This is a genomic window from Nonlabens arenilitoris (assembly GCF_002954765.1).
Lineage (GTDB): Bacteria > Bacteroidota > Bacteroidia > Flavobacteriales > Flavobacteriaceae > Nonlabens > Nonlabens arenilitoris.
On record NZ_MTPW01000001.1, the window covers coordinates 1,711,544 to 1,728,837 of the forward strand.

The window sequence follows — 17,294 nt, forward strand, 5'->3', positions numbered from 1 at the left end:
GTTTTTAAATTCTGTTCAATTTTTAAACACCTCTTTTTAAGTTAATTAACTGGTTATGTATAGCTGGTTTATTGTCTTAAAAATTATAAATAGACGACTCGATAACCCAACACTCTTTCTACTATGTATCTCATCTTTGACACAGAAACCACAGGATTACCTAAACGCTGGGATGCACCTTATACAGATGTGGACAATTGGCCGCGAGTCATTCAAATTGCATGGCAATTACATGATGAAATGGGTAACCTTATTGAGCACAAGGATTATCTAGTTAAGCCAGATGGTTTTGACATTCCCTATGATGCAGAGCGTATTCATGGTATCTCTACAGCACTTGCAGATCAGCAAGGTGTACCGCTAGAAGAAATGCTATCTGAATTTAACATTGCACTCAGTAAAGCAAAATTTGTAGTAGGTCAGAATTTAAAATTTGATTTAAATGTTACTGGAGCAGAGTTTGAGAGAACTCAAATCGCAAACGATTTACAAGAGATCCCAGTACTCGATACCTGTACAGAACACACCGCACAATTATGTCAGATACCTGGTGGTCGTGGCGGTAAATTTAAGTTACCTACACTTACAGAGTTACACCAGTTTCTATTTAATCAACCATTTGGTGAAGCCCATAATGCCACTGCAGATGTTGAGGCAACAACGAGATGTTTCTTAGAATTAATACGTAAACAACAATATTCAAAACAACAACTAGACGTTGCAGATGATTATTTTGTGCGTTTTCAAGAACAGAATCCGGCACCTATAAGACCTGTAGGGATTACTCATATTAATCTTAAAAAAGCTTCAGATCAACTTAAAGAATCTGCCTCACCAGAGCTTTCTAAACAAGAGATAAAAGAGAATCTAGAAGAACTTAATGAAGCACAATTTGCGCATTTACATTCTCATTCTCAATTCTCTATTTTACAGTCCACAGCAAGTGTTCAAGATCTGGTAATGGCCGCTGCTGCAAATGATATGTCTGCTGTTGCCATGACAGATCATGCAAATATGATGGGAGCTTTTCATTTTGTGAAAGCGGTAAAAGCCTATAATGCAAGCCTAGTAAATGATGATGAAAATGAATTACAAAAAAAGCCGCTAAAACCGGTTATAGGTTGTGAGTTTTTTGTCTGCGAGGATATGAATGATAAGTCCCATAAAGATAATGGGTATCAAATCGTTTTACTGGCCAAAAATAAAAATGGCTATCTCAACATTGCAAAAATGTCTAGTAAAGCTTACATAGATGGATTCTACTACGTTCCTAGAATTGATAAAAAATTGATTCAAGAGTTTAAAGAAGACGTTATTGTCCTTACCGGTAATATGTATGGAGAGGTTCCTTCAAAAATCCTCAACATAGGAGAAAATCAGGCCGAAGAAGCCCTTCTTTGGTGGAAGGAAGAATTTGGCGATGATTTATATGTTGAAATCATGCGTCATGGACAGGAAGATGAAGATAGAGCAAATGAGGTTTTGATATCGCTTTCGCGAAAGCATAATATCAAAATGGTAGCGACTAATAATACTTATTATGTGCATAAAGAAGATGCAAATGCACACGATATTTTATTATGTGTAAAAGATGGAGAGAAGCAAGCGACACCTATAGGTCGTGGACGTGGTTATCGATATGGATTGCCTAATCAAGAGTACTATTACAAGTCTGCTGCAGAGATGAAACTTTTATTTAAGGATCTGCCTGAGGCGATTCTTAATATTAGTGAAGTCCTAGATAAGATAGAACCCTTTGAACTAGCAAGAGATGTACTATTACCTAAGTTTGATATTCCAGAACAGTTTCTAGACGCGCAAGATGAACATGATAATAAAAAACGTGGTGAGAATGCTTATTTAAGACACCTAACTTATGAAGGAGCAAAAAAACGTTATGGTGAGATTACACCAGAGATTGAAGAACGTTTAGATTTTGAATTAGAAACCATACGTAAAACAGGATATCCAGGATACTTCTTAATTACTTGGGATTTTATAAAAGCTGCCCGTGAAATGGATGTAGCGGTAGGTCCTGGCCGTGGTAGTGCGGCAGGTAGTGTGGTCGCCTATTGTTTGTGGATTACAAATGTAGATCCTATACATTACGACTTACTTTTTGAGCGTTTCTTAAATCCAGATCGTGTAAGTATGCCAGATATTGATATCGATTTTGATGATGAAAATCGATACAAAGTAATGGATTATGTTATTGAAAAGTATGGAGCCAGTCAGGTAGCTCAAATTATTACTTATGGTACCATGGCGGCAAAATCTTCCATACGCGATACCGCAAGAGCATTAGATTTACCACTTAACGAGGCAGATCATATTGCAAAATTAATTCCTGATTTTGCTAAGCTTAAAAAGATTTTTGCTCTTGAAGATAATGAAGTGCGTAGCAAATTCCGTGGTGAGGATGCTGACATGGTTGAAGAACTTAGAGGTATCGCAGCAGGATCTGACCTTGCCGCTGAGACTTTAAGACAAGCTCGTATTTTAGAAGGTTCTGTAAGAAATACAGGAGTTCATGCCTGTGGTGTGATTATAACACCTGCACCACTTACTAATTTTGTGCCAGTCGCTACAGCAAAAAACTCAGACCTTTATGTGACCCAATTTGATAATGAAGTTGTAGAAAGTGCTGGATTGTTGAAGATGGACTTCTTAGGGCTTAAAACATTAAGTCAAATTAAAGATACCGTTGCGATTATTAAAGAGCGTCATCATATTGATCTTGATATTGAGTCTATACCACTAGATGATGTTAAAACTTATGAGCTTTTTCAAGAAGGTAATACCATAGGGATATTTCAGTATGAAAGTGCTGGTATGCAAAAGTATATGCGTGATTTAAAACCTACGCAATTTGCAGATTTAATTGCAATGAACGCCTTATATCGTCCTGGTCCGCTTGAATATATACCTGACTTTATTGATAGAAAACATGGTGTTAAGGAAATAAGCTATGATCTTGATGGTATGGAAGAATACCTTTCAGAAACCTATGGTATTACGGTCTATCAAGAGCAAGTAATGCTACTTTCTCAAAAGCTTGCAAACTTTTCAAAAGGTGAGGCAGATGTCTTACGTAAGGCGATGGGTAAAAAACAAATGGCTACCCTACAAAAAATGAAGCCTAAGTTCTTAGATAATGGTGAGTCTAATGGTCATGACCGTGAAATACTTGAAAAAGTTTGGAAAGATTGGGAAGCGTTTGCGTCATATGCATTTAATAAATCTCACTCTACATGTTATGCATGGATAGGTTATCAAACAGCTTATTTAAAAGCAAACTATCCAGCCGAGTTTATGGCAGCAACTCTGTCTAATAACATGAACCAGATTAAGGACGTAACTAAATTTATGGATGAGTGTAAGCATATGGGATTACCTGTGCTAGGTCCAGACGTGAATGAGTCTAACTATAAGTTTACGGTAAATAAACATGGTGCGGTACGTTTTGGGATGGGAGCAGTGAAAGGTTTAGGCCATGGAGCTGTAATGACTATCATAGAAAATAGAAAAGATGGTCCTTATAAAAGCATCTTTGATATGGCAAAGCGTATTGACCTGCGCGCTGCAAATAAGAAATCTTTTGAAGCACTAGCCTTAAGTGGTGGATTTGATGGACTAGGTGGTGAGAATAGAGCTCAATATTTCCATCAATCTGATAATGGCCAGATTTTTCTGGAGCAAGTTGTTAAATATGCTCAAAAGTTTCAAGAAAACGAAAATAGTGCCCAGGTAAGCCTTTTTGGTGAGGCAAGTGATGTGCAGATTCCAGAGCCAGAATTACCTATTTGTGAAGACTGGGGAACGATGGAGAAATTGAAACGTGAAAAAGAAGTTGTAGGTATATATATATCAGGACATCCACTAGATGATTATAAAAAAGAGATGGAATTTTTCTGTAATACAGGACTTTCTAGCTTAAAAGATTTGCATGGATTAGTAAATAGAGATTTGACCTTTTGTGGAGTGATAAGTGATGTCCAGCATCGTATTACAAAAACTAATAAAGGTTGGGGAATGTTTACTGTAGAGGATTATGAAGACAGTTTTGAGTTCAGACTTTTTAATGAAGATTACTTGAAATTTAGACACTTTTTAGTGCCTAATTCTTTCATTCATTGTAAGATTAAAATTAAAGAAGGTTGGATTGATAAGAAGACAGGTAAACCTACGGATCCACGTATTAATTTTATCGCTATGCAGCAACTACAAGACTTAATGGCTAGTAGTGCAAAAAAACTAACCATTCAATTCCATATTAGTGAAGTAGTTGAGAATAGAGTTGAATGGTTAAAGGACATTATAGAGACGCATAAAGGTGATCATCAATTATTTTTTAACCTTGTGGATCATGAGGAGAAAATTTCTTTAAATATGCCTAGCCGCTTGAAAAAAGTAAATGTGACAAATGAATTATTAGATTTATTAGACCAACAAGGCATTAATTATGGCGTGAATTAAGGTCAAATCACTAAGCAACATATCGCTATAAGTAAGTCTAATGGTGACAGCCTGTGAAATGGAATAGGATTTGATTACTTTTGTATATAGAATTTTAAACAGCAAGTAAGATGGCACTAGAAATAACAGATGCAAATTTTGAAGAAACAGTATTAAACAGTGATAAGCCAGTTTTGGTTGACTTTTGGGCTGCATGGTGTGGACCATGTCGCATGGTAGGACCTATCATTGATGAAGTAGCTACAGATTATGACGGTAAAGCCGTTGTAGGTAAAATGGATGTAGATGCAAATCAAGAGTTTGCTGCAAAATATGGCGTTCGTAATATCCCTACAGTTCTTGTTTTCCAAAATGGAGAAGTAGTAGGACGTCAAGTAGGTGTTGCACCTAAAAATGCATATACAGATGCAATAGACGCATTATTGAACTAGATTTTAATTCAAGATTTATAATAAAATGCCTATTTCTTAATGGAAATAGGCTTTTTTTATGCTCATATCTCAAGGTCTTTCCCGGTAAAGAGGTTTTGGTTTGTAAAAATTTAACCTAATCATCATAAATTTTAATACAATGCTAGTACATCGCCCTTAACCATTATAGTATCTTGAAAATAAAAATACAAATCATGAGCAAGACTATTATATTAAAACAAAGACCTGATGGAAAACCAAAGACTTCTGATTTTGAAATAATTAAAGAAGGGCTCCCATCAATAGAAACTGGAGAGATTCTTCTTAAAGCAAAATATGTGTCTGTAGATCCATATTTAAGAGGTCGTATGCGTAATGAAAAGTCTTATATAGAACCTTTTAAAATCAATGAGCCCATCGCCTCTACGGTAGTCGCTGAGGTAGTTGAAAGTAAAAATGATAAGTTTAGCGACGGTGACTTTTTAACTGGAATGTTAGACTGGAAAGAGTATCAAGTACATACTGGAGAGAATCTGCGTAAAATAAATGGTGACAACATCTCTCTAAGTGCTTATTTAGGAGTTTTAGGATTAACAGGATTAACTGCCTACTTTGGATTAAAAAAGATAGGTGAGCCTAAGGAAGGTGAGACGCTGCTGGTATCTGGTGCCGCAGGTGCTGTAGGCTCTATAGTAGGTCAAATCGGTAAAATTAAAGGATTGCGCGTTATCGGTATTGCTGGATCTGATGAGAAAGTTACTTTATTGAAAGAGCAATTAGGTTTTGACGCGGCTATTAACTATAACACAACAGATGATATGGCAGCGGCTATTAAAAAACACGCGCCAGATGGGATTGATGTCTATTTTGATAATGTAGGCAGTTACACCTTAGACGCTGCAATGGAAAATATAAACCGTTTTGGACGAGTTATTAATTGTGGTGCAATATCTCTTTACAATGAAACCGATCGACCTACTGGTCCGCGATTAGAGACTACACTGGTAAAGAAAAGTGTTAAAATGCAAGGATTTATCGTTCGTAATTTTGAGAAAGATTTTCCAGAAGGTATTCAACAACTGTCTACATGGCTAAAAGAAGGTAAATTAAAACATGAAGAAACAATTGTAGAAGGATTTGAAACTATTCCTCAAGCCTTTATCAATCTATTTGACGGGAAAAATAAAGGTAAGATGCTGGTTAAAATCTATTAAATTTTATAGGGTGCAATGAGGGATCAGTATTCCGCTTTCGCGAAAGCGAATCTTAATCCTTCTTCAGTATTTTAATAAAAAGATTATTTGTAGATAATAACGATACTCTTATCTTCACAAAATGGATATTCAAAAGGAGTTAAATAAAACTACTGGCTTTAAAAACCTTGCTTTACTAGCCAGTCAGGTGGTGGAAGGTTTTATATCTGGAATGCATAAATCTCCTTTCCATGGTTTTAGTGCTGAATTTGCAGAACATAAGATTTATAATCCTGGTGAGAGTACACGCCACATAGACTGGAAATTATTTGCCAAAACAGATAAACTTTACACAAAACGTTTTGATGAAGAGACTAATTTGCGTTGTCATCTAATTATTGATAATAGTCCTTCTATGCACTATCCAGCGATAACTCATCAACAACTGGGTAATCTTAATAAAATAGGGTATAGTGCGCTGGCGGCAGCTAGTGTTATGAATGTTCTTAAAAAGCAACGAGATGCAGTAGGTTTATCAATTTACAGTGATGCTTATGAATATTATGCACCAGAAAAGGGAAGTGATAGGCACCATAATATGTTATTAGATCAGTTATCTAATATGGCCGTAAATAAGCCTAAAGGGACGTCTACAAATACTTATAAGTATTTACACGAGATAGCCGAAAAAATGAAGCGACGATCGCTTATTTTCTTATTTACAGATATGTTTCAAAGTGATGTCCAAGAGAAAGAACTGTTTGAGGCATTAAGGCATTTAAAATATAATAAACATGATGTAGTGCTTTTTCATACCTATGATAGTGCTACTGAATTAGATTTTAATTTTTCTAATAAACCTTCTCGTTATACTGATGTTGAAACAGGGGAACATATAGATTTGTATGCAGACAATGTCAAGGATGTTTACAAAGAAGCAGTAAGCGCTTATTTTGACAAATTAAGAGTGCGTTGTGGTCAGAATAAAATTAAATATATGCCTGTTGATATACAGCACAATTTTGATGTGGTGCTGATTACTTTTCTTCTAGAAAGGCAACTTTTCAAATAAAATTGAGACATAAAAAAAGCCCGTCCTAAAACGGGCTACATAACTCTGATTTGAAAAGAGTAAGAGTTACTAGAATAATTAATTATTCCTTGTGCAAATTTGTTTATTATGCACGCATAAAGATAATAATAATCTTACATTCTTTGTAATATCGTTAAACGGTAAAAAAAATGATTTGAAATGGCATTATAAAAAGAAAGCCTATCGTGAGATAGGCTTTCGTAACCGAATGAATTATGAAAAGAGTATTAGGTTACACTTAAATTTGATACTTAAATTTTTAGGGAAAATTTAAGTCCTTTATTTGAGCACAACAAATATCCCGTTATCATCTTTTATTACTTAAAAATCGTGTGTCCGTAATTGATTAATCGATAAAAAGTGTATTTGTCAGACAAACTACTGCTTTATAAGCTTAATTTGTCGATTTCCTTTTACCGTTGCCACTTCAGCAATGTATATTCCAGTTGTTAAGCTTTCAATAGAATATGATGGTAGACTCTCCATAAAGCTCAATACTCGTTGACCATTCATATTGTAAATATTTATAAATTCAATGTCGTGAGATAATCTAAAAGAGTTTTGAGCAGGATTAGGATACAACTTTATATCTATTGATAGATTATCAATATTATCATTACTTAAAGGGTCTTGTAGTTGTTGTGTAGAATATACTCTGTATTCTCCTGGTTGTAAACTAATCATTGCAGTTGTGTTTGTAACGTTAACCGTTGTGTTAGTAAAATACTCATACCAGGTTCCTGTCCGACTAAAATTAGGATTAACGTTTTGAGCTGTAATTCCATAATTTGCTACTACTACAGCGTCAAATACAGTCCCATTTAAGTTAATACGCTTTGTAACGCCAGATACGTCTAGGTTTGTATTGTTAGTATTCCATGTATCTGGATATTTAGTTTTAAAACCTATCATAGTTGCTGTAACGTTGTATAAGTCTATACGATCTTGATCTGTATCATAATTGAGTGTCCATGGTATAGGCTTGCGACCTGTACGACCGTTTTGGTCAATATCAATTTCATAACCTAGTTCTCCAAATTGCCATAGCATTTTAGGACCAGGAATACTGTATAAAATTGCTGCGATAGCCTCTTGTCTGTCTAGAGCTACTGGTAAATTGCGTACATTATGTGATGAGTTTGCTGCGTTACCAAAGTTGAGGTTTTTAAACATTAAACGTTGCTCGTCATGACTTTCTGCATAGGCAACTAGGTGTTGATCATTCCAGCCTCGGGCTAGGTAGTAGGATCTAAAGACATCGTTATTACTAGAATAGCCCATAGAATTTTGATTAAATTGATCAGTCATCTTACCCCAAAGCATAAAGCCGGCATTTGCAAGAGCAGTCTCTTCAGTATTATCACCTAGATGCTCTAGAATCATGTAGATATCATTGCTATTTGCGTTCCAGATAGTGTTCTTATAATCATTAAGAATATCTACTCGAGATTGATCGTAAGCGCTCCAAGCGCTTATATTACCTAAAGTAACGTTTTGCGTAAATCCTTTAGATAGATCAAACCTGAAACCGTCTATACGATATTCATCGATCCAATATTGAAGTGTTTGTTTCACATAGTCTCTAGTCCACTGGCTCTCATGGTTAAAATCATAACCTACATTAAAATCGTGAGTAGGTGAAGGGTTTAAATAAGGATTATTTGTAGCTGGTCTAAAGTTGTTTTCATCCCACCAAAGTTGACACAATGGACTTTGAGAAAACGCATGGTTGTAAACCACATCTATGACCACTGCAATTCCTCTTGAATGGCACAGATCTACCAGTTCTTTAAATTTCTCTGGTGTACCGTAGGCTTTATCTAATGCTCCATGAAACTTAGGATTATAACCCCAACTATCTGTTCCTTCAAATTCATTTACTGGCATTAATTGGAGCGTATTGATTCCTAATGTTTCTAAATAATCAATACGATTTATTACTTCTTGAAAACTATCGTTCTCTGAAAAATCACGTACTAATAGTTCATAAATAACTAGGTTTTCTTTATTTGGTTTCTGAAAATTATTAACTGTCCAGTTATAAGGTGTCGCTTGATAAGTGTATAATGAGACATCACCAGTTGTAAGTCCTGTAGGGTATGTAGGTAAATTTGGGTAATTACCTGGTTTAATATATGGATCACTATCTGGATCTAATATTAATCCAGAAAATGGATCTGCAACTTTGAAAGTATAATCAACTATGTATTGATATTGAAAAGTCTGTCCAGCAATAAAATTTGAACTAGGAACAGTTACCCAGAAGTAGTCACCATCTTTAAACATTTGAAAGCTAGTGTCTAAATTCCAATTTGTGAAATCACCTATAACAGCAGCATCTGTTTTTCCAGGAGCGGCGAGTAAAAAAGTTACACTACCATCTGCATTTTCATTGACTCCATTTTTAAGTCCAGCAGGTCTTGTTTGTGTTTGCGTTGCCGCAGGTACAAATACATTCACTACATCCGTGATTTGTTGTGATCCATTATCTGCAGTTAATTCAATTGTGTGCCCACCCGTTGAATTAAATGTATATGGTGACATGATGTTCATTGCATTTGTAACAGTAGCTATGGATGCATTATTAACTTTCAATTCAAGAGCTGCATTTTGAGATGCATCACCTGATAAATTGACTGTTTGATTTAAAGCAAATATGTCTCCATTTGCAGGTGAAGTTATTAATGCATTTAAGCCAGGTTGAAATACTGGTAAGAAGATATCTGGGCTAGTCTGAACTGAAGAGTTTGCATTCCTGATAACTAAGCATATTTCACTAACTACATCGCCTGCATTTACACCATAGAAAGCATCTAGACTAGTCCCTAAGGTTAATTGATAAATATTACCACTGGTGTTTATAAATTGTGGAGCAGTCGTATTATCAGTGAAACTACTATTTGGAATATTTTGCCATCTGTTTCCATTTATGGTAACTCCAGTATATGCATATAAAGTTCCTGTAGTATTTTCTAACGCAGTCCCTGTGGCGTCAAATATTAATGTGACTTGATCTGTCTGTGTAGGTGTGGAAGGGTTTGTGGTTACTTGCGCTTTCGCGAAAGCGAATCCCATAATCGCTAAAAGGAATAGTAAATTGTTTTTCATAGCTAATCTTTTAATCTAAAAAAGGGCTGTCTCCAGCCCTTTTTTAATGATATGAAGTTCAAATATTATTGAACAGGAATTAATATATAACGACCATCTAAATCATTAAAGAAGATGTCATAAGTTCCTGGTGCGATAGGTACATTAGGGCCATCTTGAGTTCCCTGTCCAGAAAATTCTGTGTCGCTTCCCCAGTTAACTGCCCAGTCATCATTTGCTCTAAATTTCATTTCACCAGATATGAGAGTAACGTTTCTTAAACTCCATTTATGAGGATCAAAACTAGATTGATTCATCGCTGTACTCGCGCCCCATCCTGCAGGAGTACTATCTCCTATAATACCTACAGTGGTGTAAGTTGTTGCAGTTGCAGCAGTGCTATTAGCAGTTATTGAAAAACTAGAAGCGCCTTCTGAAGAATTTGTCACACCATCAATATCTACTACAAAATCGTAGTATCCTGCTGCTGGAGCTGCAAATGAGTTAGGGTCACTACCACCACCGTCATTAACGCCTACAGCACCATTGCGCTCACCATATTGTGGTTGCCAGAATCCTGGTGTAGTAAGTAGTTTAAACTCATCACCATTGAAATAACCTGTGTAATAATAAACATTTTCATTTGCCGGATCACGGAATAGCGCTGGGTTGTTGTTGTCATTACTCCATCCAGCCTCTGTAGCTGCACCAACTAGATATAAATCTGAGAATGGATAAGCTGCAAAAGGAGTAATTATAATATTAACTTCATTTGAAACTATAGGATTAACAGCTGGATCTGCTGTAGTAGCTACAACTCTTAATTTATAATTACTAGCAACTGTTGCTTCTCCACCTAGTGCAACCGCTGCGGCATTTAATGTTTCATAAGTAACGGCAACATTTGTCTCAGTACTAGCTCCTAATACTTGTGGTGCACTATAGTCACCCATGTCAGTATCCATTTGTAAAGTATAGTCTATTTGTACCGGTACTTCAAGGCTTATGGCGTTCCATGTAAAACGCTCTGCTAGGTCATCACCATTAAATTCTGTTACTTCAAAAGCTCCAGATCCTGGTGATAATGTAATTTCTCCAGCGGTATTAGTGTTTAAATTGAACTCTTCAGAATCGTTGTCATCACAAGAGGTGATAGCAGCAATTGCTAAAAACGATAGTATTAATATTGAAAACTTTTTCATCGTATTGCTTATTTATAATTAGTATCCAGGATTCTGGATTAGGTTAGGATTTAAATTTACTTCTTGTGCAGGGATAGGTAATAAATTGCGGAATGGTGCAGTAGTCGTTCCAGATTGAACATTTCCTTTCCAAGCCCAAACTTTACCTGTTGTGAATTTATTAAAACGGATTAAGTCTTGACGTCTATGAGTTTCCCAGTGTAACTCTCTAGCTCTTTCATCAAGGATGAAATCTAGATCTATATCGCTTGCGGTGATATTACCGCTAGTGTTACCATAAGCTCTTTGACGTAGTTGATTGATATAACCTTCGGCCACGTTTAAGTCACCACCAGCAGCACCTCTTACGGTAGCTTCAGCATACATTAAATAAGCATCAGCTAGACGGAAAACTGGAAAGTCGATATCAACAAAGTCACCTACTGTATCGCTACCTGGATTACCATTAATATCTATATTTTTGAATTTTTGAATGGCAAACCCATCTTTAAATCGACCTACATCTGCAATTTCTAGATTTTGATCTTGCGTGAAGAAAGTCTCACGCTGGTCTGCACTATTTTCCATTCCTGGGAATAATTCAACAAATTCCTTTGTGGTACGTATTCCGCCCCAACCACCGTTGATACCAAATTCTGAAGGGTCCATATCTCCACCAACTGGCGCGTGTGTTAAGTAAGTTGTTCCACCAAATGTTTGTGTATTTAAACCATCAAAGTTTAGAGTCCATATAAACTCGCTTTGTGCGCCATTACTATCATTATCTGCATAGAAACTGTAAGCATATGGTACTGATGGAATAGTGTATCCACCATTAATTACTTTATTCGTATAGATTAAAGCATCATCATTTCTTTCTGTTCCAGTATACACTTCGGCATTTAAGTATAATTTTGCTAATAACATTTGTAGGGCAGCTTGATCTGCTCTTCCATATTCATTCATTCCTGCTGGCATCATAGCATCTTCTATTACCAGAAGTTCAGATTCAATCCAGTTGAATAAATCGCTTCTATTTATAGCGTCTAATCCATTTGCTACATCTGTATTTTCTGTACTGAAAGGCATCGTCCCAAATAGATCCATACCATGATAGTAAGAATAGGCTCTTAAGAAACGCGCTTCATTTCTATAATCTGCAACTTCAGCTCTAATATCGCTAGGAACATTGAACTCATTAAGTTTTGCATCTGATGATAGTCTTATAAACTCATTACATACAGCTATCTGATAGTTTATTCTAGAAAACATAGCATTAATAAACTCATTACCATCAGTCCATACATGGCCATGTAGATCTTTTATAGTCCCATCGTTCCATGCGATGATAGCTTCATCTGTAGTTAGCTCTTGCATGTTCCAGTATAATCTTAAGTAGTTTGAAAAACCACCATCTATTCCAGAAATATCTGCGTTTCCATCACCACCAGATTGTCCACCTAGCATTAATCCTGCATAGGCTTTTGCAATAAGACCTCGATATGTAGTAGGGTCTTTTAATAAATCAGCTTCTGTTAGAGAATCTCCTTCTGGTTCTACAGTAAGTACATCATCACAAGCTGTGAATAGTAGCATACCTAAGAAAACCAAAATAATCGATTTATACATTTTCATATTATTGCTTTTTAAATTTTAAAAATTAAATCCTAGACCTAAGATGATTCCTCGATTTCTAGGGAATAAATTGTTGTCAATTCCATTGAAAACCTCAGGATCTACACCATCATAATCTGTAATTGTTAATAAGTTAGTTCCTGTGATAGAGGCTCTTATGTCCACTTTGTCGCCTGGGAAGTTATATCCTAACGATACGTTATCTAATTTGATAAAGTCAGCTTTTTGAACATAGTAATCAGAGAACACTTCTTGATCACTAAATCCTGTGTTTAGAAAATCAGACGGAGTATTAAGATACAGTGGATTTTGAGTATTAGTAGGGAAGATAGTAGCAAGATTTGCTGAATTAGAGCTTACATTATTATAGTTATATCCACCTGCAGCACCTCTTAAAGTAGCACTTAAGTCAAATCTCTTATATGAGAAGTTAGTTGTTAAACCAAAATAAGCGTCATGATTAGCTTTTTTGTAACGTACTCTGTCAGCATCATTAATCACATTATCACCATTAGTGTCTACAAAAACACCATCAAGTGGCGCGCCATCTTGATCATATACTTGGCGGTATACATGGAACGTAGTAGGGTCAGAACCTACCGCCCATTCTTGAATGAAATTACCAACTCCACCAGAAATACCACCTACAGAACTAACAGGATCATCATTTGCACCAGCAAGATCAGTAATTTCAATTTCTTGGAATGTAATATTTCCACCTATGTTCCAAGACATGTTTTCAGTCTCTAGAACTTTAACATTGATACTAGTTTCGATACCACGACTTAAAGTAGAACCAGCATTTTGAATACTACCATTCTCTAATCCACCAGCTGGTAGCGGACCAAATAATAATAAGTCGGATGTTTCTCTATAGAATCCGTCTACACTACCAGTAACACGATCGTTAAAGAAACCTAAGTCAATACCAGCATTCCACTGGTCTGTTGTCTCCCAAACTAAGTCTATTGATCCTTCAGGGCGTATGGTTGTTACAAACTGATTACCGAATTGAACTGCAGCGGTTTGTTGACCTGGAGTAAATGTAGATATAAATGCAAATGGATCATTAATATCTTGTTGACCAGTCTGACCAAATCCACCACGTATTTTTAATTGTGAAAGAACGGTACTGTTCTTTATAAAATCAGTGTTCGTCAACTTTAAAGCTCCGCTGACTCCGTAGAAGTTTGCCCATCTATTGTCTTCAGAGAATCTTGAACTACCATTACTAGAATAACTTCCTGAAAGAACTAGCAAGTCATTAATGTCAAACGATGCTCTACCAAAGAACGTTACAATTGAATTCTCATCTGGTGAAGAAAGGAAATCTACTAGCAACCCATTTTCTAATCCACGGTCAAAAGATTGTCTAAAGAAAGTTTGAACACTACTACCTAAAGTAAGGTCCATTTGAGTATTTATTTTTTCTAAGTCCTTTTTGTAATCAAAACGACCATCAAGAAGATTATTTCTTCTTATACCACGACTAAAGTTTTTTGAAGCGACACGATCACCTGCACCAGAATTTGCATCTCGCAAAGAATAAGAGTCGAATTCATTATAATCAATACCAGCATTACCTGTAAATTTAAGTCCTTTAACAGGTAACTTATATTCTGCATTCATGTTAAGTCTCGCCTGATAGTTATCTAATTGCGAGTCTAAGCTGTTTAAAAGCCCTAGAGGATTTCTAGGAGCATTAGGCTCAATACCTGTAGAGTTTGTATATTCAAAATATCCACCATAAAGGTCATTACCACTAAATATGGGCTGTGTCGGGTCAAAAACCACTGCGGCACCTACAGCACCAGTATCTGCATTTCTTATTTCTTCTTGGGCTAATTGAGAAGTGAATGTCAGTTTTAATTTATTATCCAATAATTTCTGGATGACATTTAAACTTAAACTTGCTCGTTCATAACCCGAGCGCTGTAATGTACCATGTTCATTATTGTATCCTAGAGAAGCTCTGATAGATGTGTTATCATATCCCTTTTCAATGGTAAGGTTGTGAATGGCACGAGTACCATTTTGGTAGATAGCATCTTGCCAGTCTGTATTTGCATCACCTAATATAGAAGTGTCACGACCTTGGTCAGCTACCATTTGACGAAATTCGTCGCCTGTTAATACATCTGTATAGTTGTCTACCTTTTCAACAGCAAACTGTACATCATATCTTACCTTAAGATCGCTACTGAAATTAGCCTTTTTTGTAGTAATTAAAACAACACCGTTAGACGCACGATTACCATATATAGCCGTTGCAGATGCATCTTTTAAAATAGTAATACTTTCTATATCATTAGGGTTAATGGAGTTTAAACTTGCGTTTCTTTGATCTAGCGGCACACCATCTACTACATAAAGAGCATCTTGATTACCATCTAAAGTTGATCCAGGACGTACACGTATAACAGGTCCGTCTCCAGGGCGACCACTTGCTGCAGTAACTTGCACACCAGCAGCTTTACCAGCGATTAATTGGCCAGGTGAGGTAATGGCACCTTTATTAAACTCTTCAGATTTAATAGTCTCTTGTGCACTAGTAACATTTTCTTGTTTAATGCTACCGTAACCTATTAATACAATCGCGTCTAACTCAGACGGATTTTCTGCTAGTGCAACATCAAGTGTACTTTGTCCAGTATATACTACTTCTTGAGTAGTGTAACCTATGTAAGAAAAAATGATGACTGCACCATCTGGTACATTATTAAGAGTGTAATTCCCATCGAAATCTGTTGCGGTTCCATTTGAGGTTCCTTTAACAAGTACACTGGCGCTAGGGACAGGTAATCCAGTACTTGCATCTTTAATTGTTCCTGTAATAACACTCTGAGCAACAGCTAGCAAAGGTAGTATTAGAAACAGTAAAGCAGTTTTAAATTTTTGATTCATTACTGAAATTAGTTTAAATTAATAGTTAATATCTTCTTCTCACACGCTCCAAAAATATGTAAACCTTATGTTAAGAAACCGTTTTCGTAATGTAATTCTACGAAAACGTTTTCGGTGTTTTGTAGTAATATTTTATATATTATATTACGCTTTCGCGAAAGCGTAACTCTTTATATTTAAATAATTTAGAACAGATGGCTCAAAAGTTAACTCTTAAGAAAATTGCACAAGAATTAAAGGTCTCCATATCAACGGTTTCCAAGGCTTTAAGGGATTCTCACGAGATTAGCGTTGAAACACGTACCAAGATTCAAGAGTATGCAAAGCGGTATAATTTTAAGCCTAACAATATCGCGTTAAGCTTAAAAAATCAAAAGACTAAAAAGATAGGTGTGATTATTCCAGAGATAGTTCATCATTTTTTTGCGACAGTAATTTCTGGTGTAGAACGTGTGGCAAATGAAAAAGGATATCAAGTAATTATATGCCTGTCTGGAGAAAGTTTTGATAAAGAGGTAGTCAACATGGATATGCTTGCCAATGGTAGTATTGATGGTTTTGTGATGAGTCTTTCTAAAGAGACTATGGAGCGACAAGACTTTCATCACTTAAGAGAGGTGACTAATCAAGGGATGCCCATAGTGATGTTTGATCGTGTTGCAGATGATATCGCCTGTGATAAAATAATTATCGATGATGTTGAAGCAGCAAATAAAGCTACGGATTTTTTATTGCGTAAAAACCGTCGCAAACTAGGTCTTATTTCTACTCCTGATTATGTAAATGTGGGAAGATTGCGTACTCAAGGTTTTAAAGAGGCTTTAATGAAAAGAGGTTATGAGATTGATGAAAAGGCTATTTTAAAAGTAGAAGATATAGAGAATTGTGGAGATATGATAAAGGAGTTTCTTATGGCTGGTAATTATGATGGATTACTTGCTGTTAACGAATTGTTTGCGGTAACCGCTAGCAAGGCGCTGCAAGGAATGGGTAAGAAAGTGCCAGATGATGTCGCAATCGTTGCTTTTACTGATGGAATGTTGTCCAAGTATGCTAGTCCTACATTAACAACCATAGGTCAACAAGGTGAGGAAATGGGTGGATTGGCCGCTGCAAAATTGATTCAAAAGCTAGAATCAGATCATCAAGAAGATGAAACTTACGAAACCGTTATCGTAAAAACTTCATTAATTGAAAGAGAATCTACGCCTTAATTTTTTAACTTGCGACCGTCTAAAAATGTAAATGATTAGACAAACTATCAAAACTTATCTTCTTCACACACATTAAGTTTTGATAAGTCATAAGGCTTATC

The 17,294-nt window shown here is 35.9% G+C and carries 9 protein-coding genes; 5 read left to right on the top strand and 4 right to left on the bottom strand.

The genetic code is table 11. From position 1 onward, the window contains the following. Nucleotides 1-123: 123 nt before the first annotated feature. The 4 genes from dnaE to BST92_RS07605 all read left to right on the top strand — a co-directional run bounded on the left by dnaE (nt 124) and on the right by BST92_RS07605 (nt 7,151). Nucleotides 124-4,476 carry a DNA polymerase III subunit alpha gene (dnaE, locus tag BST92_RS07590; protein ID WP_105070905.1) on the top strand — a complete coding sequence of 1,451 codons (4,353 nt, stop codon included), beginning with the start codon at nt 124-126 and terminating at the stop codon, nt 4,474-4,476. Nucleotides 4,477-4,586: 110 nt separating this feature from the next. Beyond that, complete coding sequence (trxA, locus tag BST92_RS07595; protein ID WP_042287338.1) at nt 4,587-4,907, top strand: thioredoxin; 321 nt, start codon at nt 4,587-4,589, stop codon at nt 4,905-4,907. A 194-nt stretch (nt 4,908-5,101) separates the two neighbouring features. Further along, nucleotides 5,102-6,100 (top strand): NADP-dependent oxidoreductase, encoded by a 999-nt coding sequence (locus tag BST92_RS07600; RefSeq protein WP_105070906.1) that lies wholly within the window; start codon nt 5,102-5,104, stop codon nt 6,098-6,100. A gap of 121 nt (nt 6,101-6,221) precedes the next feature. Further along, nucleotides 6,222-7,151 carry a DUF58 domain-containing protein gene (locus tag BST92_RS07605; RefSeq protein WP_105070907.1) on the top strand — a complete coding sequence of 310 codons (930 nt, stop codon included), beginning with the start codon at nt 6,222-6,224 and terminating at the stop codon, nt 7,149-7,151. Between the two features lie 399 nt (nt 7,152-7,550). On the opposite strand, the gene BST92_RS07610 is transcribed toward BST92_RS07605, so the two are convergent. From BST92_RS07610 to BST92_RS07625, 4 genes are all read right to left on the bottom strand, one after another. Beyond that, entirely contained in the window at nt 7,551-10,280 is a 2,730-nt protein-coding gene (locus BST92_RS07610; RefSeq protein WP_211292459.1) for an alpha-amylase family glycosyl hydrolase, read from the bottom strand. A gap of 65 nt (nt 10,281-10,345) precedes the next feature. Further along, the gene (locus BST92_RS07615) at nt 10,346-11,461 is read right to left on the bottom strand and encodes a SusE domain-containing protein (RefSeq protein WP_105070908.1); all 1,116 of its coding nucleotides are present in this window, start codon (nt 11,459-11,461) and stop codon (nt 10,346-10,348) included. An 18-nt stretch (nt 11,462-11,479) separates the two neighbouring features. Continuing rightward, the gene (locus tag BST92_RS07620) at nt 11,480-13,075 is read right to left on the bottom strand and encodes a RagB/SusD family nutrient uptake outer membrane protein (RefSeq protein WP_105070909.1); all 1,596 of its coding nucleotides are present in this window, start codon (nt 13,073-13,075) and stop codon (nt 11,480-11,482) included. 18 nt (nt 13,076-13,093) lie between these two features. Further along, nucleotides 13,094-15,979, bottom strand: coding sequence for a SusC/RagA family TonB-linked outer membrane protein (locus tag BST92_RS07625; RefSeq protein WP_105070910.1), 2,886 nt, complete (start codon nt 15,977-15,979; stop codon nt 13,094-13,096). Between the two features lie 194 nt (nt 15,980-16,173). Here BST92_RS07625 and BST92_RS07630 point away from each other — a divergent pair, with 194 nt between their 5' ends. Continuing rightward, the gene (locus BST92_RS07630; RefSeq protein WP_105070911.1) at nt 16,174-17,193 is read left to right on the top strand and encodes a LacI family DNA-binding transcriptional regulator; all 1,020 of its coding nucleotides are present in this window, start codon (nt 16,174-16,176) and stop codon (nt 17,191-17,193) included. Nucleotides 17,194-17,294 lie beyond the last annotated feature (101 nt).